The following is a 22,831-nucleotide window of genomic DNA, read 5'->3' on the forward strand; positions in this document are numbered from 1 at the left end:
AGACCAAGAACCTGCTGGTCAGCTATTCGGAGAAGAAGCTCGGCTTCTTCTGATCCGCACGACCGGCGGGGGCGGCGAGGCCGCATCCACGAGGCCCCGCCCCCGCCGGGCCCGTCACCGGGCACCCCTGGCCGGCACCGGACTGTCGGCCGAACCATCCCCATGCCCCCGTGCGTCGGCCTGTCGCCGACGCACGGGTGGTCCGTCGTACCCCGACACAGGAGAGAACCCATGACCACCATGAACGCCGCCATCGTCACCGAGTTCGGCCGCGACCTCGCGGTCGGCGACTACGAGGTGCCGGAGCCCGGACCCGGCCAGGCCCTCGTCAAGCTCATCGCCACCGGGGTGTGCCACACCGACCTGCACGCCGCGGAGGGCGACTGGCCCGTCAAGCCCTCCCCGCCGTTCGTCCCCGGCCACGAGGGCGTGGGCACCGTCGAGAAGGTCGGCGAGGGGGTCACCGATGTGAAGGTCGGCGACACGATCGGCAACGCCTGGCTGTGGAGCGCCTGCGGCGACTGCCAGTTCTGCCGCACCGGCTGGGAGACCCTCTGCGAGGACCAGGTCAACGGCGGCTACAGCGTCGACGGCTCGTTCGGCCAGTACATGATCGTGGACACCAAGTTCGCCGCCCGCATCCCCGAGGGCGCCGACCCCTACGAGATCGCCCCCGTGCTGTGCGCCGGCGTGACCGTCTACAAGGGCCTCAAGCAGACCGAGGTGCGCCCCGGCCAGTGGGTCGTGATCTCCGGCATCGGCGGGCTCGGCCACATCGCGGTGCAGTACGCGGTCGCGATGGGGATGCGTGTGATCGCCGTGGACATCGCGCAGGAGAAGCTCGACCTGGCCACCGAGCACGGCGCGGAGATCACGGTCGACGCGAGCATCGAGGATCCCGTGGAGGTGATCCAGGAGAAGGTGGGAGGCAGTCACGGCGTGCTCGTGACCGCTGTGCACCCCAAGGCCTTCGGCCAGGCGATCGGGATGACCCGCCGCGGCGGCACGATCGTGTTCAACGGCCTGCCGCCCGGGGACTTCCCCGCGCCGATCTTCGACATCGTGCTCAAGGGCCTCACGATCCGCGGCTCGATCGTGGGCACCCGCCAGGACCTCGCCGAGGCGATCGAGTTCTACGCCGCCGGGAAGATCCACCCCACCTATTCCAAGCGCTCCCTCGAGGACATCAACGCCATCCTGGGCGAGATGAAGGAGGGCAAGATCGACGGCCGCGTGGTCATCGAGTACTGAGCCTCCGCGGCCCCGGGCCCGGCCGTCCCTCGCGGGGCGGTCGGGCCCGGGGCTGTCGCCGGCGCCTCACGCTCCCTAGGCTGGGCGGCATCGGATCGGCACCGGCGCCGACCCCGTCCAGGAGGTGGCCCGATGACCCAGCTGCTCGATGTCGCGAACATGGCCCGATGGATCAGGCGGGACGGTGCGGAGAGGATCCTGGTGCGGATGGTCGGTCGCCTCGAGGCGGACCTCCGGCGCTGGGAGCGCTTCGAGAAGATCCCGCGGATCGCGAGCCACACCCCGCTCGGCGTGATCGAGCTGATGCCGACCTCCGACGGGGAGACGTACTCGGTCAAGTACGTCAACGGCCACCCCTCCAACCCCTCCCGCGGCCTGCAGACCGTCACGGCGTTTGGGGTCCTGGCAGACGTCGACACCGGCTATCCGACGTTCCTCGCCGAGATGACGCTGCTGACCGCGCTGCGCACCGCCGCGACGTCGGCCCTCGCGGCGAGGGCCCTCGCCCGGCCGGACTCGCGCACGCTCGCGCTGCTCGGCGCCGGTTCGCAGTCCGAGTTCCAGGCCCTCGCCCTCCGCGGCGTGCTGGGCATCGAGGATCTTCGGGTGTTCGACATCGATGCCGCGGCGACCGAGAAGGTGCGACGCAACCTCGAGCCCCTCGGGTTCCGGGTGCACGCGGCGGCCTCGGTCGACGAGGCGGTCGCCGGGGCCGACATCATCACCACCTGCACCGCGGACAAGACCCGCGCGACGATCCTGCGCGCGGATCAGGTGGCCCCGGGCATCCACGTCGTGGTCGTGGAGTTCACCCCGCAGACCCGCATCGAGGGCGAGATCCAGCAGATGGCCGCGGACTTCCCCGTCACCGAGCTGTGGGAGGTGCTGGCGGGCACGGCCGAGGGACGCACGAGGGCGGAGGAGGTCACGGTCTTCGACTCCGTCGGCTTCGCCGTCGCGGACTTCTCGGCGCTGTGCTGCGCCCGGGAGGCGACGGCCGGATCGGATCTGCTCTCGGAAGTGGACCTGGTGGCCGAGCCCGACGATCCCAAGGATCTGTTCTCCCTGGTCGGCGTGCGCGCACCGGTCGGCTGAGCGGGCCCGCGCGCGGTGAATCGGGGTCAGCGGGCCTCGCGCTGGTCGAGGTCCTTGGGCTGGTCGAGGTCCGTGGGCTGGTCGAGATCCGTGGGCTGGTCGAGGTCCGTGAGCACGTCGAGGTCCGTGAGCAGCTGCTGCACCATCTCGTCCTCCGAGAGCTCCTCGCCGAGCACCTGCTCTCCCTCGGCCCCGAGCACATCGTGCTTCCGGTACCAGGAGGCGACCTCGTTGTCCGGGACCTCACCGCCGATCGTCTTGCCGGCGTGACGGCGCAGCGTCTCCTCGAGGCTCACGTCGAGGTAGTAGACGAGGCTGCGGCCGGTGTGGTGGGCGAGCATCTCCGCGAACATGTCGCCATAGCGCTCGCTGCCGAAGATCCCCTCGACCACCGTGATCCGTCCGATCCCGAGGCAGTGGCGGGCGGTGGCCAGGATCAGCCCGGCGGTGTCCCCGTTCGCCGTGTCGTGCTCCCACAGCAGCTCGCGGCGCAGATGGTCCTGCCCGATCACGGCGACCCTCCCGCGCGGGAGGGCGCGCTGCACGCGGCGCGCGACCGTGGACTTCCCCGACGCGGAGTTCCCGCGCAGGATCACGAGGGGCGGCGCCGTGGCGTCGGAGGGCGGATCGGCGGGAACGGCCGAGACGGCAGGAACGGCGGGGGCGGCGTCGGTCATGGGCCTCATCCTCACACGCGCGAGCGCCAGAGCAGCCACACGAAGTAGGGCGCGCCGATCAGCGAGACCAGCAGTCCGGCCGGCACCTGCGCGGGCGCGATGAGGGAGCGGCCCAGGGCGTCGGCCAGTCCCACCAGAACCCCGCCCAGCAGCATCGCCACCGGGATCGAGCGCAGGTGGCGGCCGCCCACGAGGGACCGCGTGAGGTGCGGGGCGACCAGGCCCACGAAGCCCACCACGCCGACGGCGACCACGCTGATCGCGGCGAGCACGGCGGCCAGGCCCAGCACCAGCACGCGGGTGCGCTGGAGCCGCACGCCGAGCAGCCGCGGGGAGTCCTCGTCGATCGCGAGCAGGTCCAGCTCGCGGTGCAGCGAGAGCATCACGGGCACCGCGATCGCGAGCACCACCAGCACCGGGACCACGTCGCTCAGGGTGCGGCCGTAGGTGGTCCCCGACAGCCACGTGAGGATCTTCGGGGTGTCCCACGCGTTCGCCTGCAGCAGCAGGAAGGTGGTCAGCGAGCTCATCGCGTAGCCCACGCCGATGCCCACCAGCACGAAGCGCTCCGGGGCGAGACCGCCGCGCCAGGCCAGCAGCGCGATGACGGCGAAGGTGGCGAGGCCGGCGGCCACCGCGAAGCCGATCATCAGCGGGCGGCTGCCGCCGAGCGCGGTCACCACGATCACGGCGCCGAGGCCGGCCCCGGCGGTGATGCCCAGCAGGCCGGGCTCCGCGAGCGGGTTGCGCACGGTGGACTGGACCACGCAGCCGGCCAGGGCGAGGGCCGCGCCGGCCAGCACGGCGGCGGTCATCCGCGGCACCCGTTCGCCGAGCGCGCGGGCCACCAGGGACGGCGCGTCGCCCTGGACCCACAGCGCGAGATCCCCGGTGCGCAGCCACAGGCTGCCGGCGAGCAGTCCCAGCAGTGCGATGCCGAGCAGCGCCGCGCCACTCGCCGCGAGCACGATCACGACCTGTCGGCGGGAGCGCAGAGAGGTGCGCGCCTGCGGGGGCGGAACGCGCGAGCCGGAGTCCGGAAGCCGCCGGGCCAGCAGGATGATGATGATCGCGCCGAGCAGCGCGGTGGGGATCCCGGTCGGGACGGCGGTCGCACCCTGGGGGCCGAGGATCGCACGCACGACGGCGTCGGCCAGCAGCACCACGAGGGCGCCGATCAGGCCGCTGGCGGGGATCAGCAGGAGGTGCCGGTTCAGGGAGCGCACCACGCCGCCGAGCAGGCGGGCGAGCACGGGGGCGCCGAGGCCGACGAAGGCGATCGGGCCGGCGACCGTGACGGCGGTGCTGCTGAGCAGCACGGCGGCGAGCACGGCGACCACGCGGGTGGAGCGCACCGGCACGCCCAGGCCGGAGGCGGCGTCGTCCCCCAGCCCCAGCACGTCCAGGCGCCGGGAGAGGAGCAGTGCCAGGAGCAGCACCACCGCGATCACGGGCAGCGCCCGCAGCGAGGCGGTGAGGTTCAGCTGGGACAGCGAGCCGCTGCCCCAGGCATACAGGCCGGTGGTCTCGGCCTGGAAGAGTATCAGCAGCATCGAGGTGCCGGACTGCAGCGCCATCGCGACCGCGGAGCCGGCGAGGATCAGGCGCGTCGTGGAGGACGCCGCTCCCCCGGCGAGCGCCAGCACCACGGCGGCCGCGAGCAGCCCGCCGACGAAGGCGACCCCGCTCGAGGCCCACAGGGGAACGGCCAGTCCCAGCGCCGCCACCAGGGACAGGGCGAAGTAGGAGCCCGCGGTGACGGCGAGGGTGTCCGGCGAGGCCAGGGCGTTGCGGGAGACGGACTGCAGCAGGGCGCCGGCGCTGCCCAGGGCCACACCCACGGCCACCCCGGCGAGCAGGCGCGGCAGCCGTGAGGCGGTGAGCAGGTCGGCGATCGCGACCCCGCCCACGGTGTCCGCCCCGCCGGTGAGGTACGCCAGCAGGTTGCCGAGCCCGATCCCGGAGGTCCCCTGGGTCAGGTGCCAGGCACCGACCACGACCACGCCGAGGACCAGCAGCACCAGGGTGGCGATCCCGCCGAGGATCTCGCTGGCCCCGACCCGCAGCGCCTCGCGGGGGCTGCGGGACGGGATCGATGCCGACGTCGGCGCCTGATCCGGGGCCGGCGGGTGCTCCGGCGCCGACGACGGGCTCGTCGCCGTCCGGCTCACGAGGCGGTCAGGATCTCGACGTAGGCATCGATGGCCTGCTCGGAGGAGCGAGGGCCGCCGAAGGTCCAGATCCCGGCGGGGAAGGCGAAGGCGCGGCCGTCCTGCACGGCGGGCAGGTTCGTCCACAGGTCGTTCTTCTCGAGCTCGTCGACGTAGTTCCCGGCGGGATCGTCGGTCGAGGTGTAGATGAGGTTGGCGTCCCCCACGGCGGTCAGGCCCTCGATGTCGGTCTGGCCCAGGCCGTAGGCGGGGTCGGTCTCGCCGGTCCACACGTTGGTCAGGCCCAGCTCCTCGCCCAGCGCTGTGAACAGGGCGCCCTCGCCGAAGGGACGGATCGTGACGTTGCCGCCGTCGACCCAGCCGTCGAAGTACACGAAATCGGTGGTGCTCAGGCCGGCGTCGGCCACCTCCTGCGTCGCCGCGGCGACGTGCTCGTCGAACTCGCTGAGCACCGCGTCGGCGCGCTCGGTGCGGCCGGTGGCCTCCGCGATCAGGGTGAACAGGCCCTTCATGGTGCCGATCGGATCGGAGGCGTCGGCCCCGACGGTCGCGAGAACGGGCACGTCGAGGCTCTCGAGCTGGGCGACGACGGGGTCGTCCTTGCCGGTGGCCTCGACGATGATCAGGTCGGGATCGGCGGCGGCGAGGGCATCGAGGTTGGGCTCCCCGCGGGTGCCGACGTCGACCGTGCCCTCGGGCAGCGTCTCGGCGGTGTCCCAGGTGGTGAAGCCCTCGACGTCGGCGACGGCGACCGGGGCGATGCACAGGGTGAGCGTGTCCTCGACCTGCTGCCATTCCAGGACGGCGACCCGCTCGGCGGGCTTGTCGAGCGTCACGGTGCGCCCGAGGTCATCGGTCACGGAGACCGGCGCGGTCGAGGTCGAGGTGGAGTCCTCGGCGCAGGAGTCGCTGATCGCGGCGGCGTCCGACGGCGCCGCGGCGTCCGTCTCGGGCACCGCGGTGGTGCCGCAGGCGGCGAGGGTCACGGCGGCCGCGCCGGCGGTGAGGGCGGCGAGGGCGCGGCGGGAAGGTCGGTTCATGTCGGGGTCTCCAGGGAGAGAAGGGCGGCAGGGGCCACGGGACGGACGGGAGTGACAGGTGAGGCGACGTGCTGCAGCTCCGACCACAGCTCGGACGGCGGCTCAGACGGCGGCGGCGACCCGGATGCCGCGCCGGCCGAGGGCCTCGATGCGCAGGCGGCCGCTGCGGGGATCGGCGGTGACATCGATGGGGATGTCGTAGACGTCGCTGAGATGCTCGGAGGTGAGCACCTCGCCGGCGGCCCCGGCGGCATGGATGTGCCCGGCGCTGAGCAGGATGACCTGGTCGGCGATGCGGGCGGCGTGGTCGAGGTCGTGCAGCACGATGCCCACGGCCGTTCCGTGGATCTCGGCGAGGTCGCGCACCAGGTCGAGGGTCTCGATCTGGTAGCGCAGGTCGAGGTGGTTGGTGGGTTCGTCCAGCAGCACGATGCCGGTGTCCTGGGCGAGGCAGGAGGCGAGCCAGACGCGCTGCATCTCGCCCCCGGAGAGCTCGCCGACCCCGCGGGCGGCGAAGACGGAGACTCCGGTCAGCTCCATCGCGTGGTCGATCGCGGCGCGGTCCGCATCGGTGAGGCCGGCGAAGCGCCGACGGTGCGGATGCCTCCCGAAGGCGACCACATCGCGCACCGACAGCCCCTGCGGGCTGGTGCGGGACTGCGAGAACAGCGTGAGCGCCTTCGCGAGCTCCTTCGCGCTGAGCAAGGCGGCGCTGCGAGCGCCCTCGGGCCCATCGAGCAGGATCTCGCCCTCTCCCAGGGGGTGCAGGCGCGCCAGCGAGCGCAGCACGGTCGACTTCCCGCTCCCGTTGGGGCCCAGCAGCGCGGTGACGGTGCCGGGGGTCAGCGCGATCGAGACGCCGTGGACCACAGGGTGGCGGCCGTAGCGCAGATGCAGCTCCTGCCCGACGAGGGCGGGGCGGGGAGCGTGGGGCGCACGAGGGGCGGCGGAAGCAGGGGGCACGGAGGGAAGCGTAGCCTTACCTCAATACGCGCGTCGACCCTTGTTCAATTCCGTGAGCAGTCCGTGACCCGCAGGAGCCGACGGCGGACGCCTCAGCCGTGGACCGTCGGCTCCACGATCTCCGCGGGCTCGGACTCCACCTCGGTGCCGGTGACCCGACCGAGCTGGTTCATGACGTGGAAGATGGCCAGTGCGGCGATCGTGCCCAGCGCGATGCCGGTGAGCTGGATGCCCCCGAAGGTCCAGGTGACGTTGGCGATGCCGATCACGAGGGCGACGCCTGCCGTGAACTGGTTCTTGGGGCGGGAGAAGTCGACCTTGCCGTCGACCCACATGCGCACGCCCACGATGCCGATCAGGCCGTAGAGCACGAAGGTCACGCCGCCCAGCACGCCGGCGGGGATGGTGAAGATCGCGGCACCCACCTTCGGCGACAGGGAGAGCAGGATCGCGACGATGCCGGCCACCCAGTAGGCGGCGGTGGAGTAGACCCGGGTGGCGCTCATGACGCCGATGTTCTCGCCGTAGGTGGTGGTCGGCGAGCCGCCGAAGCCGGCCGAGAGCGCGGTGGCCAGACCGTCGGAGGCGAGAGTGCGCCCCACCATGTGGTCGAGGTTGCGGTTCGTCATCAGGCCCACGCTCGTCACGTGACCGACGTTCTCGGCCAGCAGCACCACGACCACGGGCAGGAACATCGGCAGCAGGCCGAGGTCGAACTCGGGATGGTGGAACTCGGGCAGGCCCAGCCAGGCGGCATCGGCCACCGGCGTGAAGTCGACCTCGCCGCGCAGCACGGCGACGACGTAGCCGACGAGCACGCCCAGCAGCACGGAGACCCGGCCCAGCATCCCCTTGAACAGCGCGGTGCACAGCACCACGGCGAGCAGGGTGATCGTCGCGGTGAGCGAGGACTGCTTGAAGTTGTCGTACGCCGTGGGGGCGAGGTTGAAGCCGATAAGCGCCACGATCGAGCCCATCACCACCGGCGGCATGAGCACCGTGATCCAGCGCGTGCCCACGCGGGCGACGATCAGCCCCAGCACCGCGAGCAGCAGCCCGGTGACCATCACGCCGCCGAGCGCGGCGCCCATCGAGTCCGCCTGGGTGGAGGCGGTGATGGGCGCGATGAACGCGAAGGAGGAGCCGAGGTAGCTGGGCACCTTGTTGCGGGTGATGGTGAGGAACAGCAGGGTGCCGATGCCGGAGAACAGCAGCGTGGTCGAGGGCGGGAAGCCCGTCAGCAGCGGCACCAGGAACGTCGCGCCGAACATGGCGATGACGTGCTGGGCCCCGATCCCGATGGTCAGCGGCCAGACCAGCCGCTCCTCGGGCAGGACGATCGCGGTGGGGGCGATGGTGCGGCCATCTCCGTGCAGGCTCCAGCGGAACATGGGTCTCCCAGGGGTGTGGAGGAATGGACGGCCTGATGGCCCGGGTGCAGGCGGCCGACGGTCAGCGGCCGGGGAAGACCTTCTTGCGCGCCGTCTCCTCGGTGACGTCCGGGACCTGGTTCAGCAGCGAGACGCTGCCGGAGTCGCGGGAGCGGAAGTCGGCGAACATCCGAGCGATGTCCGGGGCACCGAACTCGTCGCGCACCGGGGCGGGCACGGTGAGCATGAGGGCGACGGCGATACCGATCGCGAGGGCGGTGCCGCCGGTGACCAGACCGGCACCGGCGCCCGTGGCGAGCGAGTTCACGATGACGTCGAGGAAGCCGACGACCACGAGGATGAGGCCCGAGATCACGCCGTTGGCGCGGGCGGTGGTCGCAGGGCGGGACAGCAGCGAGGTGCGGGCGAACAGGGAGACCGCCACGAAGCACAGGCACACGGCGGCATCGATGAGGTGCAGGACGGTGCCGCCGGGGGCGAGCCCCGTGGACGCGACGAGCGCGGCCAGCAGGTGCCAGAGGACGGCCGCGGCATGCAGCACCACGCTGAACTCGAAGGCTCGCACGGTGAACACGAGCCAGTCGGTGCGGCGGAACGAGATCGGCATCGTGCGCACGAAGGACCGGGAGATCATCAGGCCGAGCGCGGCGAACAGGAACGGCAGGTACACGAAGTCGCTCGCGAAGCTGAGCGGCGCGGCGAACTGCAGCTGCAGGGTGTTGTCCGCGAGGGCAGCCAGCGCCAGACCGCTCACGGCGGCCGTGGAGAACACGTACCAGGAGCGCTCGCGCAGCAGCGCCGAGGCGAGCACGATCCCCAGCAGGAGCACGGAGATCACCGTGTCGCCGATGGTCAGCAGCGAATAGGCCCACCCGGTGGTGAACATCCGGCCCACGATCATCACGAGGGCGAGGAGCAGGGCGACGGCGGCGCCGATCCCCACCCCGACCAGCCCGATGCGGGCCACCCGTCGGGCCCGGGCCTGCGGCAGGTACCCCTCGTGGGCGCGGGGTTCGATCCCGATGATCGCGCCGAGCAGCAGCAGCGGGACGCCGATGCCCAGGCCCGCGGGCGGGCCGTCCGGCAGGGAGGCGAAGAGCACGGGCAGCGAGAGGACCAGGTCGGACACGACGGTGCCGACCGCCACCAGCAGCGCCGGCAGCAGGCCGATCACGCGGACCGCACGGATCGCGGTCAGCGGCGGGGCCTTGGGGATCCAGCGCAGCAGGTGCACGGCGACGAGGGCGACCAGTCCCAGGCCGATGGCGAGCTTGCCGATGCCGTCCACCAGCGAGCTGTGCGCGACGGTGAAGGTCGTGGTGAGCGCGGTGACCATGCAGACCAGGGCGAGCACGTCCCGCAGGGCGTCGAAGACGCCGAGCTCCTTGAAGCGGTCCGGGAGCACGAGACCGTCGACCCCGCGACCGGAGTCCTCGGAGTCCTCCGCGTTCGGGGTGGTCCCGGAGCGGGCGTAGGTCTGGTCCCGCGGGGCCCGCAGCGGCGAAGTCGTGCCCGGCATCTCGGAACCGCTCGTCGTCCCCGGGGAGCCCGGCGAACGCGTCGAGCTGTCCGCGCCGTCTGCAGCGTCCTCGTCGAGCTCGATCATGGGGATCGCGCCGGTGCGCGCCTCGGGCTCGGAACCCGCGCGCAGCGTATCGCCGTCGAGGTCGCTGAGGTCGGTGGTCATCTGCTCGCTGGGAGGCAGGACCGCCTCGGCGCGGCGGCGGGCGAGCAGCGGGGCCGCATAGCGGTCGAACTCGGCGCGGTCCGGGAGCCGTTCGGTGGGAAGCGTCTGCGGATCATCGGTGGCGAAGATCCAGTCCGCATCCTGGTTCTCGTCGCGCCGGCGATCGCTGTCCATCGACCTTCTCTTCCGTGGTTCCACGTGCTCGGGCCGACGGAGTCCTCCCCGTCCGGCTGCGCACTTGCGCTCCCGATCATAATTTGGCGAGCGCCCCCTCCCCCTGCGGCGCGCCGCACGGGTCAGAGGCAGGGGGCAGGCGCGGGGACCAGCGGAAGGGATCCGGTGCAGGGCTCACAGGTGCAGGCGCTTGGCGAGCTCGTGGCGCACCTCGGCGCCGCGCGCCAGCTGCAGCAGTCCCAGCGCCACCACGCAGAGCGCGCCGCACAGGGCCGACGGCAGCCCGACGCTCACCCACCCCAGGGCGAGGAACACCAGCGGGGTCAGCCCGAGCACCACGATCAGGCCGCTGTAGATGATGTGCTCCCCCAGGTCGATCCGCATCAGGCGCACCACGAGGATCAGGGCGAGCAGGGACGAGGCGCACAGGATCGGCACCACGAACGTCAGCGACCAGGCGCTCCACCCCAACAGGTAGTCCCAGTACACGCTGATCAGGCTCACGATCACCACGAGGTACACGGTGCTCTTGGCGATGTTGCGGCGCTTGTGCACGGCCATCAGCGCCACCACCCAGAGGGCGGCGATCGCGAGCCAGATCGACCGCAGCACGCCCAGCCCGGGCACGCCCGGCGTGATCAGCAGCTGCACGGCGAAGGAGGCGAGCACGACGCCGAGGGAGGCGAGCACGAGCGCTCGCAGGAGTCGCCGGCGGGAGAAGCGCAGCGGGACATCCGGCAGCGGGCTCGGCGTGCGCTCCCCGACCACGGCGGCTCCGCACAGCGGGCAGCGCGTCCATTCGCCCTCGATGTCGACCAGGCAGCTCGGGCACAGGCTCATCGCGCGCCCTCCCCGGCGTCCGCCAGCTCCTGCTCGGTGACCCGCGCGGCGACCACGGTGACGTCGACCCCGGCGGCGGTGAGGATCCGTGCGAACTCGCGCACGTGGTCGGTCTCCAGGAACGGGGAGGTGAAGCTGACCGTGAGCACCCCGGCATGCGAGATCGCGCAGAACTGCGGGCGCACTGCGGAGACCTGGAAGATCAGCCGGTCCACGTGCTCGGCGACCTCCTCGGGCAGCACCACCCGGCCCAGGTTGGAGACGGCGAGGGTGAGTCCGCGGTTGCTGGCCCGGTTGACCTGGTCGAGGATCACGTCCTTCACGGGGCGCGGCATGACGCGCAGCGCGGGCATCCGCTCGAAGCGCACGAAGCGGCGCAGCTTCCCTTCGAGCTCCTCGGCGGTGGCGCGGGCCCGGAAGGCGCGTTCGAGGCCCCGGCTGATGGCGCCCAGGGCGTCGTCGCCCCTGCCGAAGGTGTGCTCGACCCGGGTGGTCGCGAAGAAGTTCCGCGCCGACGTGGAGGGGAAGAACTGGCGCAGGTTCACCGGCACCGAGGCGGCCAGGGTGGGCGCCCGCCCCAGATCCCCGGTCGAGCGCCGCACCGCCTCGAAGAACACGGCGGTGAGATACATCGTCAGGGCGACCCGCTCGGCGCGGGCGAGGTCTAGCACCTGCTTCGCGGGCATGGTCAGCTCGACGACCCGGGTCCGGTTGTCCGGGGTGCGGGTCCCGCGCACCCGGTGCACGGAGCGCGCGGGAGAGTTCGGCGCGGTGCGATGCCCGGGGGCGTCGGTCGCGCTGAGCGCGCCGTCGGGGACTCCCGTCGGCTCCGCCTCGGCCTCCTGGCTGAACGCCGCCCGCGCCTCCCAGACGTCGGCCCGCCGACGGCGCCTGCGACGGAAGTAGTGCACGAAGGAGTCGGTGGTCAGATCGTGGCCGGGCTTCGCGCTCGCGGTCTCCCCGCCCGCCGTCTCCCCGTCCGGCATCGCCACGGGGTCGCGCGGCGAGACCTCCAGCGTCGGGTCGATGAGCGAGGCCGTCTGCTCGTCCGACGCTGCACCATCCGACGCCGGATCGCCCGATGGGATCTGGTCCGAGACGTTCTCCTCCGCGGCCGGCGGGTCCGCGCGCTCCGGAGGGAACCTCAGCTGCGTGTAGGCGGTCACCAGATCGGTGAGGAACCACAGGGCGCCGGTGCCATCGGAGAGGGCGTGGAACACCTCCAAGGAGATGCGACGCCGGTGGTGCATGACCCGGAACAGCAGCGACCGCCGATCGGCCTGGTAGATCGGGGCGCAGGGAGCGGTGATCTCCTCGGTGACCGTGGGCCGCAGCTCGCTGTCCTGGAGGTAGTACCAGAACACGCCCCGTCGCAGCACCGCGTGGTACAGCGGGAACTTCTCGTAGGTCTCCTCCAGCGCCTCCTGCAGCAGCTGCGGATCGACCTCGTGATCCATCTCGGCGCCCAGCCGGAACACCTTGGGGTCGACCTCGCTGCGCGCCGCGAGGAACATGTTCGAGGCATTGTCCAGCCGCACCCACCGACGGCGGCTCACGGCACGGTCCCCGGGCGGGCGCTGTCGGGACCGGCATCGGCATCTGTGCCGGCGTCAGCATCTGTGCCGGCGTCGGCGGGAAGCTCCTCGTCGAGGAAGGTGTTGATCACCTCGTAGGCGTCTCGCAGCGAGCGGGAGAAGCGGGGCAGCGTGATGAACCCGTGCAGGGCGCCCTCGACCCGGTGGATCCGCACGCCGTTCCCAGCCTCGGCGAGCGCCTGAGCGTAGGCCTCGCCCTCGTCGCAGAGCAGATCCAGCTCCGCCGTGATCATGAGGGTCTCCGGCTGCCCGGAGAAGTCCGCTGCCATCAGGGGCGAGACCCTCGGATCGCGGCGCGCCTCGGGGTCAGGGACATACATCTGCATGTAGTCCTGCACCTCGGTGCTGGTGAGCCGATAGTCCTCGCCATGATGGCGCACCGACTCGAACGGGGAGGTCTGCGGATCGTGGTCCCAGTGGGTCACCGGGTACAGCAGGATCTGGCGGCGCACGCCGCGGTGCCCGAGCTCATGCAGCCGCAGGGAGACGGCCGCCGCGAGGTTGCCCCCGGCGGAGTCCCCCACCAGCACGATCCGGTCCGAGCCGTCGAGGTCGGCGAGGCCCGGGTCCTCGAGCAGCCGCTGCACCATCTCGTAGCAGTCCTCGAAGCCTGCCGGGAAGGGATGCTCCGGCGCGAGGCGGTAGTCGACGGAGACCACCGTCGCGCCGGTCAGCTCGGCCATCGTCGCGCAGGCCGGGGTGTAGCTCTCGATGTCCCCGGTGACCCAGCCGCCGCCGTGGAAGAACAGCAGCAGCTCCTCGCGCCGCTTCTCGTGCGGGTCGAACACGCGCACCGGGATGCTGCTGTCGCTGCCGCCGGCGATCGTGCGCCAGGAGGCCTGGCGGTAGCGGGGCCGCGGCAGCGAGGCCAGCTGTCGCTGGAGGTGGCGGACCTTCGCGTAGTCCTCGCGCATGTTCACGCGCGGCGCGGCGAACAGCCGCAGCACGGCTTTCAGCAGCGGGTTCACGCGCGACGGGCCTGGTCGGGAGCACGGCGTTCCATCGATCCAGCATAGACGCCGGACCTGGGCACCCAGCTCGCTCAGAGGGTCAGCGCAGCTCGTGCTTCTCCCCCGCGAAGCGCACGGCCGGCCCGCCCACGAGCCGACCGTATCCCAGCCCCACCACGGGGCCGATCAGCAGCCGATGGGTGGCGGCGTCGACGGCCTGCTCGACCCGGATCGCGAAATGGGCGAGCACGCCGCCCAGCACCGCGTCGCCGTCGGCCGTGCGACCCACCTCGAGCCCGCTGAGCAGACCGATCAGCGGGGAGGCCGGGGTCCCGAAGCGGTCGGCGAGGTGCTGCTGGTCCGCAGCCAGGACGTTCAAGCAGAAGTGGCCGCTCTCCTCGGCCGCCTCGGCGATACGGGACATCCCGTACAGCGCCACGAGCATCGTGGGCGGATCGTAGGAGATGTCCAGATAGGAGTCGACGGTGACGGCGACGTCGTGCCCGTCCTGGCGCGTGGTGATGATCGCCAGTCCGGCCGCGACCAGGTCGCTGAGCTGCCGGTAGTCGTCCTCGTCGACAGCAGGAACGGGCGAAGGAGTGGGCGAGGGAGAGGGAGTCACGCTCAACGGGCCGTGGGGAACATGCGGGCGCGGGCGGAGTCCGAATCCATGATGACCTTGCCGAAGGGGAAGCACGTGACGGGGATCAGCTTGATGTTCGCCCAGGCCAAGGGGATGCCGATGATCGTGATGGCCTGCGCCAGCGCCGTGGCGACGTGGCCCAGCGCCAGCCACCAGCCGGCGATGACGAACCAGATGACGTTGCCGACCGTGCTCGCGGCGCCCCCGCGATGGGTGTCGACGACCTCGCGGCCGAAGGGCCAGATCACGAAGCCCGCGATGCGGAAGGACGCCAGCCCGAAGGGGATCGTGACGATGAAGATGCAGGCGAGGATCCCGGCGACCAGGTACCCCAGGAACAGGGCCCAGCCGGCCGTGAGCAGCCAGATGATGTTCAGGATCAGGGTCAGTACGGAGCGCATGACCCCACCCTAGGCACTGCCCCGCGGCGCGACCAGGGGGCGATCCCCCGCCCCGACCGGCAGGAACCCGCACCGTCCGACGGCGCGGATCCGGGCGAGCATCACGTCCACGGCGCGGGATCCGGCGTCTCGCCCCGACTACGCTGGAGGCATGCCTGCACCTGAGATCGCGCTGACCGAGCGTTTCCAGTCCGCCTTCGCCTCCGCCTTCGGGCCCGAGTACGCCGACGCGGACCCGATCATCCGACCGTCCCAGTTCGCGGACTTCCAGTGCAACGCCGCGATGGGTCTCGCGAAGCGCCTGGGGAAGAAGCCCCGCGACATCGCCGCCGAGATCCTCGCCGCCGTGGAGCTGGACGACATCGCCGAGACCCCCGAGATCGCGGGGCCCGGCTTCCTGAACATCCGCCTGCGCACCGAGTGGATCGCCGCCCAGGCCGCCGAGCTGACCACGGACCCGCGCCTCGGCGTCCCGGTGCCGGAGACGGTCGACACCGTCGTCGTCGACTACTCGGCACCGAACGTCGCCAAGGAGATGCACGTCGGCCACCTGCGCACGACGGTCGTGGGCGACAGCATCGTGCGCACGCAGGAGAAGCTCGGCCATACCGTCGTGCGCCAGAACCACATCGGCGACTGGGGCACCCCCTTCGGCATGCTCATCGAGCACCTGCTGGACGTCGGCGAGGACAGCGACGAGGCGAAGCTCCTGGAGACCGACCCCAACGCCTTCTACCAGGCGGCGAACGCGAAGTTCTCGGGTGCCGACGGCTCCAAGCACAACGAGTTCGCCGACCGGGCCCGCCGTCGCGTGCCGACCCTGCAGTCGGGCGACCCCGAGACCCTCGAGATCTGGCGGCACCTGGTGGAGCTGTCCAAGCAGTACTTCCATCGCGTGTACGACATGCTCGACGTGACGCTCACCGACGACGACCTCGCCGGCGAGTCCAGCTACAACGACCTGCTCGAGAGCGTCTGCCAGGACCTGGAGGCCGCCGGGATGGCGACGCTCTCCGACGGCGCCCTGTGCGTGTTCCCCGAGGGCTTCCTCGGCCGCGACGAGAAGCCGCTGCCGCTGATCATCCGCAAGTCCGACGGCGGCTACGGCTACGCCACCACGGACCTCGCCGCGATCCGCCACCGCGTGAGCACCCTCGGCGCGGACCGCATCGCCTATGTGATCGGCACCGCGCAGGAGCTGCACCTCAAGATGGTGTTCACCTCCTCCCGGGACGCCGGCTGGCTGCCTGCGGAGGTCGACGCCCAGCACGTGAAGATCGGCTCGGTGCTCGGCGAGGACGGCAAGATCCTGCGCACCCGCTCCGGCTCCTCGGTGCGCCTGATGGCGCTGCTCGAGGAGGCCGTGAGCACGGCCCGCACGGTCATCGACGAGATGCGCCCCGACCTGCCGGAGGCGGAGCGGGAGCAGATCGCCCACGACATCGGCATCGGCGGCGTGAAGTACGCGGACCTCTCCACCTCGCACGACGCGGACTACACCTTCGACCTGGATCAGATGCTCGCCCTGACCGGCAACACCGCCCCGTACCTGCAGTACGCGGTGGCCCGCATCCGGTCGATCAGCCGCAAGGCCGGGGCGCAGGGTCTGGTCGCGGCCGACGCCCCGCGGGTGGAGAACGACGCCGAGCGCGCCCTCGCGCTCCAGCTGCTGGACTTCGGGCCGACGCTCACCGCCGTGGGCGCCGCCTACGAGCCGCACCGCCTGTGCGCCTACCTGTTCTCCCTCGCGCAGGCCTTCACCTCGTTCTACGAGGCCTCGCCGATCCTCAAGGAGTCCGACGAGCAGGTGCGGGCCGGACGCCTCGCCCTCGCCCAGCTCGCGGAGAAGGTGCTCGTCGAGGGGCTCGACGCCCTCGGCGTGAACGCCCCCCAGCAGATGTGATCGTCCCCGAGGGCAACCGGCGGCAACGCGCGCCGGTTCAGACCTCGGGGCCGCCCGGGCACGTCACCGTGACCAAAACGTGGCTGGTTGTTACGCAACCGTGCCCCAGGCCGTGAGAAAACCCCTGGTCCACCGCCCGATCGCTTTCTAACCTGGACCGGTGCCGCTGATCAGATCACTCCACCTCGCCCTGTGGGGGGTGTACGCCCTCGTGCTGGCGGTGCACATCTGGGCTCTGCTCACGGGCGCGGAGATGATCCAGCGCTCCACCCAGCCGCTGTTCGCCCCGCTGCTCATCGCCGCGCTGGTGACTGCCCTCCCCCGGCGCACGCGCACCAGCACCCTGACTCTGCTCGGCCTGCTCTTCGCCTGGGCCGGGGACAGCCTCTCCCAGCTCGCCCCGGAGAACGTCCAGCTGATCTCGGTGCTCTGCTTCCTGCTGGCACTGGTCTGCTACGCGACGGCGCTGGCACCGCTGTGGAACCGCACCCGCGATCCAATGCGCATCGCACTGGCGATCCCCTACGGCGGCGTCGTGATCGGCCTGTTCGTGGCCTGCGCGGACGGCTCCGGCCCCCTGCTCCCGGCCGTCGCCGCCTATGCAGTTGCCCTGGCCACGATGGCGTTCCTGTCCGCCGGCGGGAACGGGCTGACCTGGACGGGCGGGACGCTGTTCCTGCTGTCCAGCTCGATGCTCGCCATGAACTGGTTCCTGCCCGGTGCTGCGATCGCCTACAGCTCCGTGTGGGTGATGGCCTCCTACGCCGTGGGCCATGCCCTGCTGATCGCCGGGCTGGTGCGCACGATCCCCGCGCGCCGCTGGGCCCCGGCCTGCCGGGCGGGCGCCGCCCTGGTCATCGTCGAGAACTGACCGCTCTCGGGCTCAGCGCGCGGCTCTCCTCCGTGCGCCGCGCTCATCCGTGCGCTGCGAACACCCGTGCGATGAGATCGGCCTGCTCACGGTGCACGCGCTCGATGTCCTCGCCCTTGCGCGCGACCAGCTGCAGCCCGAGCCGCCCGCTGATCTCCCGGAAGGACACGTCCTGTCCGTTCTCCTCGAGCTGCAGCTTCGCCACCCGGACCTCGGAGAGGAACAGGTCCCGCGTGCCCACGCTCAGGTGCACCGGCGGGAGCCCGTCGAGGGTCGCGTTGATCGGCGACAGGTCGGGGTCGTCCAGCGACGTGCGACCTGCGTACCTCCGGGCGGCGTCGCGCAGCAGCCGACGCTCGTGGACCGGATCGACCTGGTCGGTCTCGGTGATCCCGGCGTTGGAGAGCTCGAGATCCAGCCAGGGGGACATCGCGATCAGGGCGTCCGGGGCGGGGATGTCGGGGCGTCCCCGCAGACGGCGGGCGACGGCGAAGGCGAGCCCGCCGCCGGCATGCTGCCCGGCGAGGATCCAGGGCTGGCCTGCGAGACGTCCGTCGGCCGCGAGAGCGGTGAGCGCCGCCTCGGTGTCATCGAGTGCGACGGGGTGCTGATGGTCCGGGGCGTTGCGGTAGTCGATCATCAGACCGGCACAGCCCCGGGCCTCGACCTGGCGGGACAGCCAGGCCCAGTCGCTCGCGAACGGTCCGGAGACGTAGGCGCCGCCGTGCAGGAAGACGATGATCCCGCGGTCGGCGCGATGCTCGTCGAGCCAGACCGAGCGGGTGCGGCCGATCATCTCGTTCTCCACCGCATGGGCTTTCTGCACATGGCTGGGTGGCTGCGGGCTGCGTGCCTCCCGCAGGGCCTGATGGGTCAGGGCCGACGGGATCGGGATCCGGCGGACCGCCCGTGCCCCGGTGACCACTGCATCTCGGACGCGACCCATGACTGCCTCCTACCTGCGACCCGGGGGTCGCCTCGCTGCGGATACCACCACCCTAACGAACGAGGCTGGGACCCGATCATCTCCGCCACGTCCCGTGCTCCACCGCCGGTACCCTTCAGGCATGACGTCCTCCCCTGCTTCGCCTGCACCCTCCGCCGCGACCGGTCCGCTCCTGGTGCTCGCCGCCATGCCCGAGGAGGCGGCGCCGCTGACCTCCCGGATGGAGGACCCGACCGCTCTGCCGACCCCCTTCGTGGATGGCGTCACGGCGGTGCGCGGCGCGCTCGGCGGCCTGGACACCGTGGTCGTCACCACCGGGATCGGGATCGCCGCGGCCACGGCGGCGGCGACCTGGGGAATCCTCGCCCACGCACCGCGCGCGGTGGTCGCCGCCGGATCCTGCGGCGGTCTCGCGGCCGACGTCGAGGTGGGCACCCTGGTCGTCGGCGACTCCTTCACCTATTCGATCGCCGACGCCACGGCCTTCGGCTACGTCCCCGGACAGGTCCCCGGCGGCCCCGAGCGCTATGACGCCGACGCCACCTGGGCGGACCGTGCGGAGCAGGCGGCCGCCGCGCAGGCCGGACCGGCCGGCTACCGGCGAGGTCTGATGCTCTCCGGGGACGCCTTCGTGACCGCGCCCCTCGCGGACCCCATGCGGGCACGGTTCCCGCGAGCTGTGAGCGCCGACATGGAGACCACGGCGAGCGCTCGGACGGCGGCGCAGCTCGGCGTGCCCTTCATGGCTCTGCGCGCCGTCTCGGATCTGTGCGGCCCGGCAGCCGGTCAGCAGTTCCACCTCGAGATCGATCTGGTCGCCGACATCTCCGCCCGCGCCGTCCAGGAGCTCGCCAGCAGCCTCGTGGGATGACAGGGGGCCCGCCCGTCGGCCGATCCTCACTGTGCCCCACGGCACCACACAGCACGGCGTCTCACTGCCCCTCACGGCACCTCACGGCACCGTGCCGCGAGACTGCTGCACAGTCGTGACCTGGTGCACCTCTGGGTCTACTACGGTGTGTGGACGACCACGGTGCGGCGACCGCTGGGCCCCATCCGGGCATCGTCGCTTAGACCGAAACCAGTGCCGCCGTTACAGTGCAATAGGCCCGTCCTCCCCTGAAGTGCCCACGTCGGCACGTCTGATTCCTCGCGGTGGGATGCGGGCTCCCTGTCCCAATCCCCCAATCGGAACGAGAAAACATGTCGACCCCCCCCCCGACAGAAACCTCTCCACCCCATACCGAGGCCGCGAGCCCGCAGGCAGGCTATTCCCTGTCCAAGCCGGTCTTCTTCGTCTCGGCCGGGATCATCCTCATCGCCGTGGTCTTCGCGCTGACTCTGCCGAACGTCTTCAACAACTTCATCTCCGCGCTGAACTCCACCGTCGTGGAGTCGATCGGCTGGTACTACGTCCTGATCGTCACCGGCTTCGTCGGTTTCGCGATCGTCCTGGCGGTCAGCCGCATGGGAGCCATCAAGCTCGGGAAGGACGATGACAAGCCCGAGTTCGGCCTGTTCTCCTGGTTCGCGATGCTGTTCGCCGCCGGCATGGGCATCGGCCTGGTGTTCTGGGGTGCGGCCGAGCCGCTGACCTTCTTCGCGGATACCGCGGGTCCCGGCATCCCGCCGAACGCCGCCGGATTCGATGACCCGGTCCGCGCCGAGCGCGCCCTGGGCCAGACCTTCCTGCACTGGGGCCTCCACGCCTGGGCCATCTACGTCGTCGTCGGCCTCGCCGTCGCCTACTCCGTGCATCGCAAGGGCCGCCCGGTGTCGATCCGGTGGGCTCTCGAGCCCGTCCTCGGCAAGCGCACCGACACCTGGATCGGTGACGTCATCGACATCATCGCTCTGGTGGGCACCCTCTTCGGCATCGCCACCTCGCTCGGCTTCGGCGTGAACCAGATCGCCGCCGGGCTCGACCATCTCGGCGTGCTCCCGAACTCCACCGGGGTCCAGGTCGTGATCATCCTGGTGGTGACCGCGCTGGCCACCCTGTCCGCCGCGAGCGGCGTCGACAAGGGCATCAAGATCCTGTCGAACCTCAACATGGGCCTGGCCGCGCTCCTCCTGGTCGCCGTGCTGGTCCTCGGGCCGACGCTGTTCCTGCTGCGGGACGTCGTCTCGAACATCGGCTACTACCTGCAGAACTTCCTGCAGCTCTCGTTCCAGACCATGCCCTTCCTCGGAGACGAGGGGGCCGGCTGGATCAACGGCTGGACCACGTTCTACTGGGGTTGGTGGATCTCCTGGTCGCCCTTCGTGGGCGTGTTCATCGCCCGCATCTCCAAGGGCCGCACCGTGCGCGAGTTCATCACCGGCGTGCTGCTGGTGCCCACCGCTCTGACCTTCCTGTGGTTCACGATCATGGGTGGCACTGCGCTGTACGAGGCGGTCTTCAACAAGGTCGACTTCACCGGGGGCACCGGGGCGATCGACCCGAACACCGCGCTGTTCGACACCTTCAACCATCTGCCCGCCAGCGCCCTGCTCTCCGGCGTCGCGGTGATCCTGGTGTCGATCTTCTTCATCACCAGTGCCGATTCCGGCGCGTTCGTGATGGACATGATCGCCCACAAGGGCGACCCGAACCCGCCCCGCATCACGCGCATCTTCTGGGCTGCGACCTCCGGCGTCATCGCGGCGTCGCTGATCTGGGTGAGCTCGCTGTCCGGTGGCGAGGGGTCCGGCATGTCTGCGCTGCAGGCGCTCGCACTGCTGTCCGCCCTGCCGTTCTCCGTGGTGATGATCGGCATGGCCATCTCCCTGTGGCGATCGCTCAGCCACGAGGTCAAGGTCATCGAGCGCCTCGAGCTCCGCATCCGCCAGCGCGAGTTCATGGAGCGCTACTCCGAGGAGCTCACGGACCAGGTCAGCGACCGGGTCGAGGAGAAGTTCTCCGACGGCATCGGGGACCGGGTCGAGTCGCATCTGGAGGGTGAGTACGGCCAGCAGTTCCAGGCCCAGCTCAACCAGCAGGTCGAGACCCAGGTCTCCGAGCAGGTCGAGGCGCAGGTGGCCGAGCACCTGTCGACCTTCACCGCCGAGCACCCGGCCATCTCTGCGGAGGACACCGCTCCCCCAGCGACGAATCCGGCGTCCGATGCGGACCGACGCGGTCCGCGGAACCCGTTCCGGCGCGACCGGTGAGCTCCGCGGCATCCCTGATGCCGCGCCGCATCACCTGACATGACGAGGCCCGGTGGCTGGTGCCACCGGGCCTCGTCATGTCCCGGACGATCGTCCGTCGTCGGCTCAGCGAGAGGCGGCGTGCAGGATCTCCCCGCCGTCGGCGAGCGCCTGCACGTTGGTGCTGATCCGCTCGTCGGCCCCGACGGGTCGGCCGCCCGCACCGTGCGGCGTGATGAGCAGGCGCGGCGAGTCCCACAGCGGGTCCTCGGCGGGCAGCGGCTCGGGGTCGGTGACATCGATCCCCGCGCTGCCCAGCGTGCCGGCCTCGAGGGCCTCCCGCAGGGCCGTCTGGTCGACGGTCGCGCCGCGGCCCACGTTCACGAAGATCGCGTGGTCGGGCAGGGCGGCGAACGCCTCGCGGCCCACAGCCCCGGCGGTCTCCTCGGAGGCGGGGAGGATGTCGATGAGCACGTCCACCTCGGGCAGCGCACCGAGCACGTCCGCCTCGGCGATCACCTCGTAGCCGCTGCGGGTTCCGGCGCTGCGGGCGGCTCCCCGCACCTCGGCGCCCAGGGCGGTGAGCATCGGGGCGAGGGTCTGCCCGATCTCGCCGAAGCCCCAGATCAGCACTCTCGCGCCGATCAGCGTGGTGACGCGGTCCTCGGGATGCAACGGCTGCAGGCCGCCGATCTCGGTGGACCACTCATGGCGCTGCTGCGCCTCGCGAGCTTCGGGCAGGCGCCGCAGCAGGCTCAGCAGCAGCGCCAGGGCATGCTCGCTGACGGTCCGGGAGTGCAGGCCCGCGCCGGCGGCGATGACGACGTCCTCGCGGAAGCCGGCGGCCAGGATCCCGTCGATGCCCGCGGAGAGCGACTGGACCAGGCGGAGGTCCCCGAGGTTCTCCACCGCGGATCCCAGGTGGCGGCCGGAGGGCCCCCACAGCACCAGGACCTGGGCATCGTGGTGCTCGGCGGGGATCTCGGCGCGGGCGTCGACGGTGACGGCCTCGCAGCCCTCGGGAAGGACGGGGGCGAGCGGCATGGTGTCGGGGAGGAGGATCTTCATGTGCCCAGGCTACGGCGAGCGCGCGGCCGGTGC

19 protein-coding genes are annotated in these 22,831 nt (G+C 71.4%); 6 read left to right on the top strand and 13 right to left on the bottom strand.

Translation table 11 applies throughout. From position 1 onward, the window contains the following. Positions 1-231: 231 nt before the first annotated feature. Positions 232-1,251 carry an alcohol dehydrogenase AdhP gene (adhP, locus tag INT49_RS03600; RefSeq protein ID WP_193116361.1) on the top strand — a complete coding sequence of 340 codons (1,020 nt, stop codon included), beginning with the start codon at positions 232-234 and terminating at the stop codon, positions 1,249-1,251. Positions 1,252-1,383: 132 nt separating this feature from the next. After that, on the top strand, positions 1,384-2,346 hold the full coding sequence (locus INT49_RS03605) for a Rossmann-fold NAD(P)-binding domain-containing protein (protein WP_193116362.1): 963 nt from the start codon (positions 1,384-1,386) through the stop codon (positions 2,344-2,346). Positions 2,347-2,372: 26 nt separating this feature from the next. Here the strand turns inward: INT49_RS03605 and INT49_RS03610 are convergent, their stop codons facing one another. From INT49_RS03610 to INT49_RS03660, 11 genes are all read right to left on the bottom strand, one after another. Further along, the gene (locus tag INT49_RS03610; RefSeq protein WP_193116363.1) at positions 2,373-3,023 is read right to left on the bottom strand and encodes an AAA family ATPase; all 651 of its coding nucleotides are present in this window, start codon (positions 3,021-3,023) and stop codon (positions 2,373-2,375) included. 11 nt (positions 3,024-3,034) lie between these two features. After that, positions 3,035-5,194, bottom strand: a complete 2,160-nt coding sequence (locus INT49_RS03615) for an iron ABC transporter permease (protein WP_193116364.1) — start codon at positions 5,192-5,194, stop codon at positions 3,035-3,037. After that, positions 5,191-6,234, bottom strand: a complete 1,044-nt coding sequence (locus INT49_RS03620; protein ID WP_193116365.1) for an iron-siderophore ABC transporter substrate-binding protein — start codon at positions 6,232-6,234, stop codon at positions 5,191-5,193. Before INT49_RS03620 ends, INT49_RS03615 begins: the two co-directional genes overlap by 4 nt. 102 nt (positions 6,235-6,336) lie before the next feature. Continuing rightward, positions 6,337-7,197 (bottom strand): ABC transporter ATP-binding protein, encoded by an 861-nt coding sequence (locus tag INT49_RS03625; RefSeq protein WP_193116366.1) that lies wholly within the window; start codon positions 7,195-7,197, stop codon positions 6,337-6,339. A gap of 92 nt (positions 7,198-7,289) precedes the next feature. Further along, on the bottom strand, positions 7,290-8,588 hold the full coding sequence (locus tag INT49_RS03630; protein WP_193116367.1) for a uracil-xanthine permease family protein: 1,299 nt from the start codon (positions 8,586-8,588) through the stop codon (positions 7,290-7,292). A 61-nt stretch (positions 8,589-8,649) separates the two neighbouring features. Then, positions 8,650-10,449: a DUF7937 domain-containing protein gene (locus INT49_RS03635; RefSeq protein ID WP_193116368.1), complete on the bottom strand. Its 1,800-nt coding sequence runs from the start codon at positions 10,447-10,449 to the stop codon at positions 8,650-8,652. A gap of 174 nt (positions 10,450-10,623) precedes the next feature. Further along, positions 10,624-11,289, bottom strand: coding sequence for a DUF6320 domain-containing protein (locus tag INT49_RS03640; RefSeq protein ID WP_193116369.1), 666 nt, complete (start codon positions 11,287-11,289; stop codon positions 10,624-10,626). After that, positions 11,286-12,845, bottom strand: a complete 1,560-nt coding sequence (locus INT49_RS03645; RefSeq protein WP_193116370.1) for an alcohol acetyltransferase — start codon at positions 12,843-12,845, stop codon at positions 11,286-11,288. Before INT49_RS03645 ends, INT49_RS03640 begins: the two co-directional genes overlap by 4 nt. Further along, on the bottom strand, positions 12,842-13,852 hold the full coding sequence (locus tag INT49_RS03650; RefSeq protein WP_319021499.1) for an alpha/beta hydrolase: 1,011 nt from the start codon (positions 13,850-13,852) through the stop codon (positions 12,842-12,844). Before INT49_RS03650 ends, INT49_RS03645 begins: the two co-directional genes overlap by 4 nt. Before the next feature lie 82 nt (positions 13,853-13,934). Beyond that, positions 13,935-14,456, bottom strand: a complete 522-nt coding sequence (locus INT49_RS03655; RefSeq protein ID WP_193116371.1) for a flavin reductase family protein — start codon at positions 14,454-14,456, stop codon at positions 13,935-13,937. Between the two features lie 2 nt (positions 14,457-14,458). Continuing rightward, entirely contained in the window at positions 14,459-14,878 is a 420-nt protein-coding gene (locus tag INT49_RS03660; protein ID WP_193116372.1) for a YccF domain-containing protein, read from the bottom strand. 151 nt (positions 14,879-15,029) lie between these two features. Here INT49_RS03660 and argS point away from each other — a divergent pair, with 151 nt between their 5' ends. Further along, the gene (gene argS / locus INT49_RS03665) at positions 15,030-16,781 is read left to right on the top strand and encodes an arginine--tRNA ligase (RefSeq protein ID WP_193116373.1); all 1,752 of its coding nucleotides are present in this window, start codon (positions 15,030-15,032) and stop codon (positions 16,779-16,781) included. Between the two features lie 160 nt (positions 16,782-16,941). Next, positions 16,942-17,652 carry a lysoplasmalogenase family protein gene (locus INT49_RS03670; RefSeq protein ID WP_193116374.1) on the top strand — a complete coding sequence of 237 codons (711 nt, stop codon included), beginning with the start codon at positions 16,942-16,944 and terminating at the stop codon, positions 17,650-17,652. Between the two features lie 43 nt (positions 17,653-17,695). Here INT49_RS03670 and INT49_RS03675 read toward each other — a convergent pair whose 3' ends face one another. Beyond that, entirely contained in the window at positions 17,696-18,598 is a 903-nt protein-coding gene (locus INT49_RS03675; RefSeq protein WP_193116375.1) for an alpha/beta hydrolase fold domain-containing protein, read from the bottom strand. Between the two features lie 121 nt (positions 18,599-18,719). Between INT49_RS03675 and mtnN the strand changes: the two genes are divergently transcribed. Beyond that, the gene (gene mtnN, locus INT49_RS03680; RefSeq protein ID WP_193116376.1) at positions 18,720-19,469 is read left to right on the top strand and encodes a 5'-methylthioadenosine/S-adenosylhomocysteine nucleosidase; all 750 of its coding nucleotides are present in this window, start codon (positions 18,720-18,722) and stop codon (positions 19,467-19,469) included. A 332-nt stretch (positions 19,470-19,801) separates the two neighbouring features. Further along, complete coding sequence (locus INT49_RS03685) at positions 19,802-21,751, top strand: BCCT family transporter (protein ID WP_193116377.1); 1,950 nt, start codon at positions 19,802-19,804, stop codon at positions 21,749-21,751. Between the two features lie 105 nt (positions 21,752-21,856). On the opposite strand, the gene INT49_RS03690 is transcribed toward INT49_RS03685, so the two are convergent. Beyond that, complete coding sequence (locus INT49_RS03690) at positions 21,857-22,798, bottom strand: NAD(P)-dependent oxidoreductase (protein ID WP_193116378.1); 942 nt, start codon at positions 22,796-22,798, stop codon at positions 21,857-21,859. Between the last annotated feature and the right edge of the window lie 33 nt (positions 22,799-22,831).

Origin of the sequence: Brachybacterium tyrofermentans, from assembly GCF_014897585.1 — a bacterium.
Taxonomy (GTDB): Bacteria; Actinomycetota; Actinomycetes; order Actinomycetales; family Dermabacteraceae; genus Brachybacterium; species Brachybacterium tyrofermentans.

Excerpts from the sequence above, each read along its gene's own strand:
- adhP (WP_193116361.1), top strand. The coding sequence starts at position 232 with ATGACCACCATGAACGCCGCCATCGTCACCGAGTTCGGCCGCGACCTC.
- INT49_RS03605 (WP_193116362.1), top strand. The coding sequence starts at position 1,384 with ATGACCCAGCTGCTCGATGTCGCGAACATGGCCCGATGGATCAGGCGG.
- INT49_RS03610 (WP_193116363.1), bottom strand. The coding sequence starts at position 3,023 with ATGACCGACGCCGCCCCCGCCGTTCCTGCCGTCTCGGCCGTTCCCGCC.
- INT49_RS03620 (WP_193116365.1), bottom strand. The coding sequence starts at position 6,234 with ATGAACCGACCTTCCCGCCGCGCCCTCGCCGCCCTCACCGCCGGCGCG.
- INT49_RS03630 (WP_193116367.1), bottom strand. The coding sequence starts at position 8,588 with ATGTTCCGCTGGAGCCTGCACGGAGATGGCCGCACCATCGCCCCCACC.
- INT49_RS03635 (WP_193116368.1), bottom strand. The coding sequence starts at position 10,449 with ATGGACAGCGATCGCCGGCGCGACGAGAACCAGGATGCGGACTGGATC.
- INT49_RS03640 (WP_193116369.1), bottom strand. The coding sequence starts at position 11,289 with ATGAGCCTGTGCCCGAGCTGCCTGGTCGACATCGAGGGCGAATGGACG.
- INT49_RS03660 (WP_193116372.1), bottom strand. The coding sequence starts at position 14,878 with ATGCGCTCCGTACTGACCCTGATCCTGAACATCATCTGGCTGCTCACG.
- argS (WP_193116373.1), top strand. The coding sequence starts at position 15,030 with ATGCCTGCACCTGAGATCGCGCTGACCGAGCGTTTCCAGTCCGCCTTC.
- INT49_RS03675 (WP_193116375.1), bottom strand. The coding sequence starts at position 18,598 with ATGGGTCGCGTCCGAGATGCAGTGGTCACCGGGGCACGGGCGGTCCGC.
- mtnN (WP_193116376.1), top strand. The coding sequence starts at position 18,720 with ATGACGTCCTCCCCTGCTTCGCCTGCACCCTCCGCCGCGACCGGTCCG.
- INT49_RS03685 (WP_193116377.1), top strand. The coding sequence starts at position 19,802 with ATGTCGACCCCCCCCCCGACAGAAACCTCTCCACCCCATACCGAGGCC.
- INT49_RS03690 (WP_193116378.1), bottom strand. The coding sequence starts at position 22,798 with ATGAAGATCCTCCTCCCCGACACCATGCCGCTCGCCCCCGTCCTTCCC.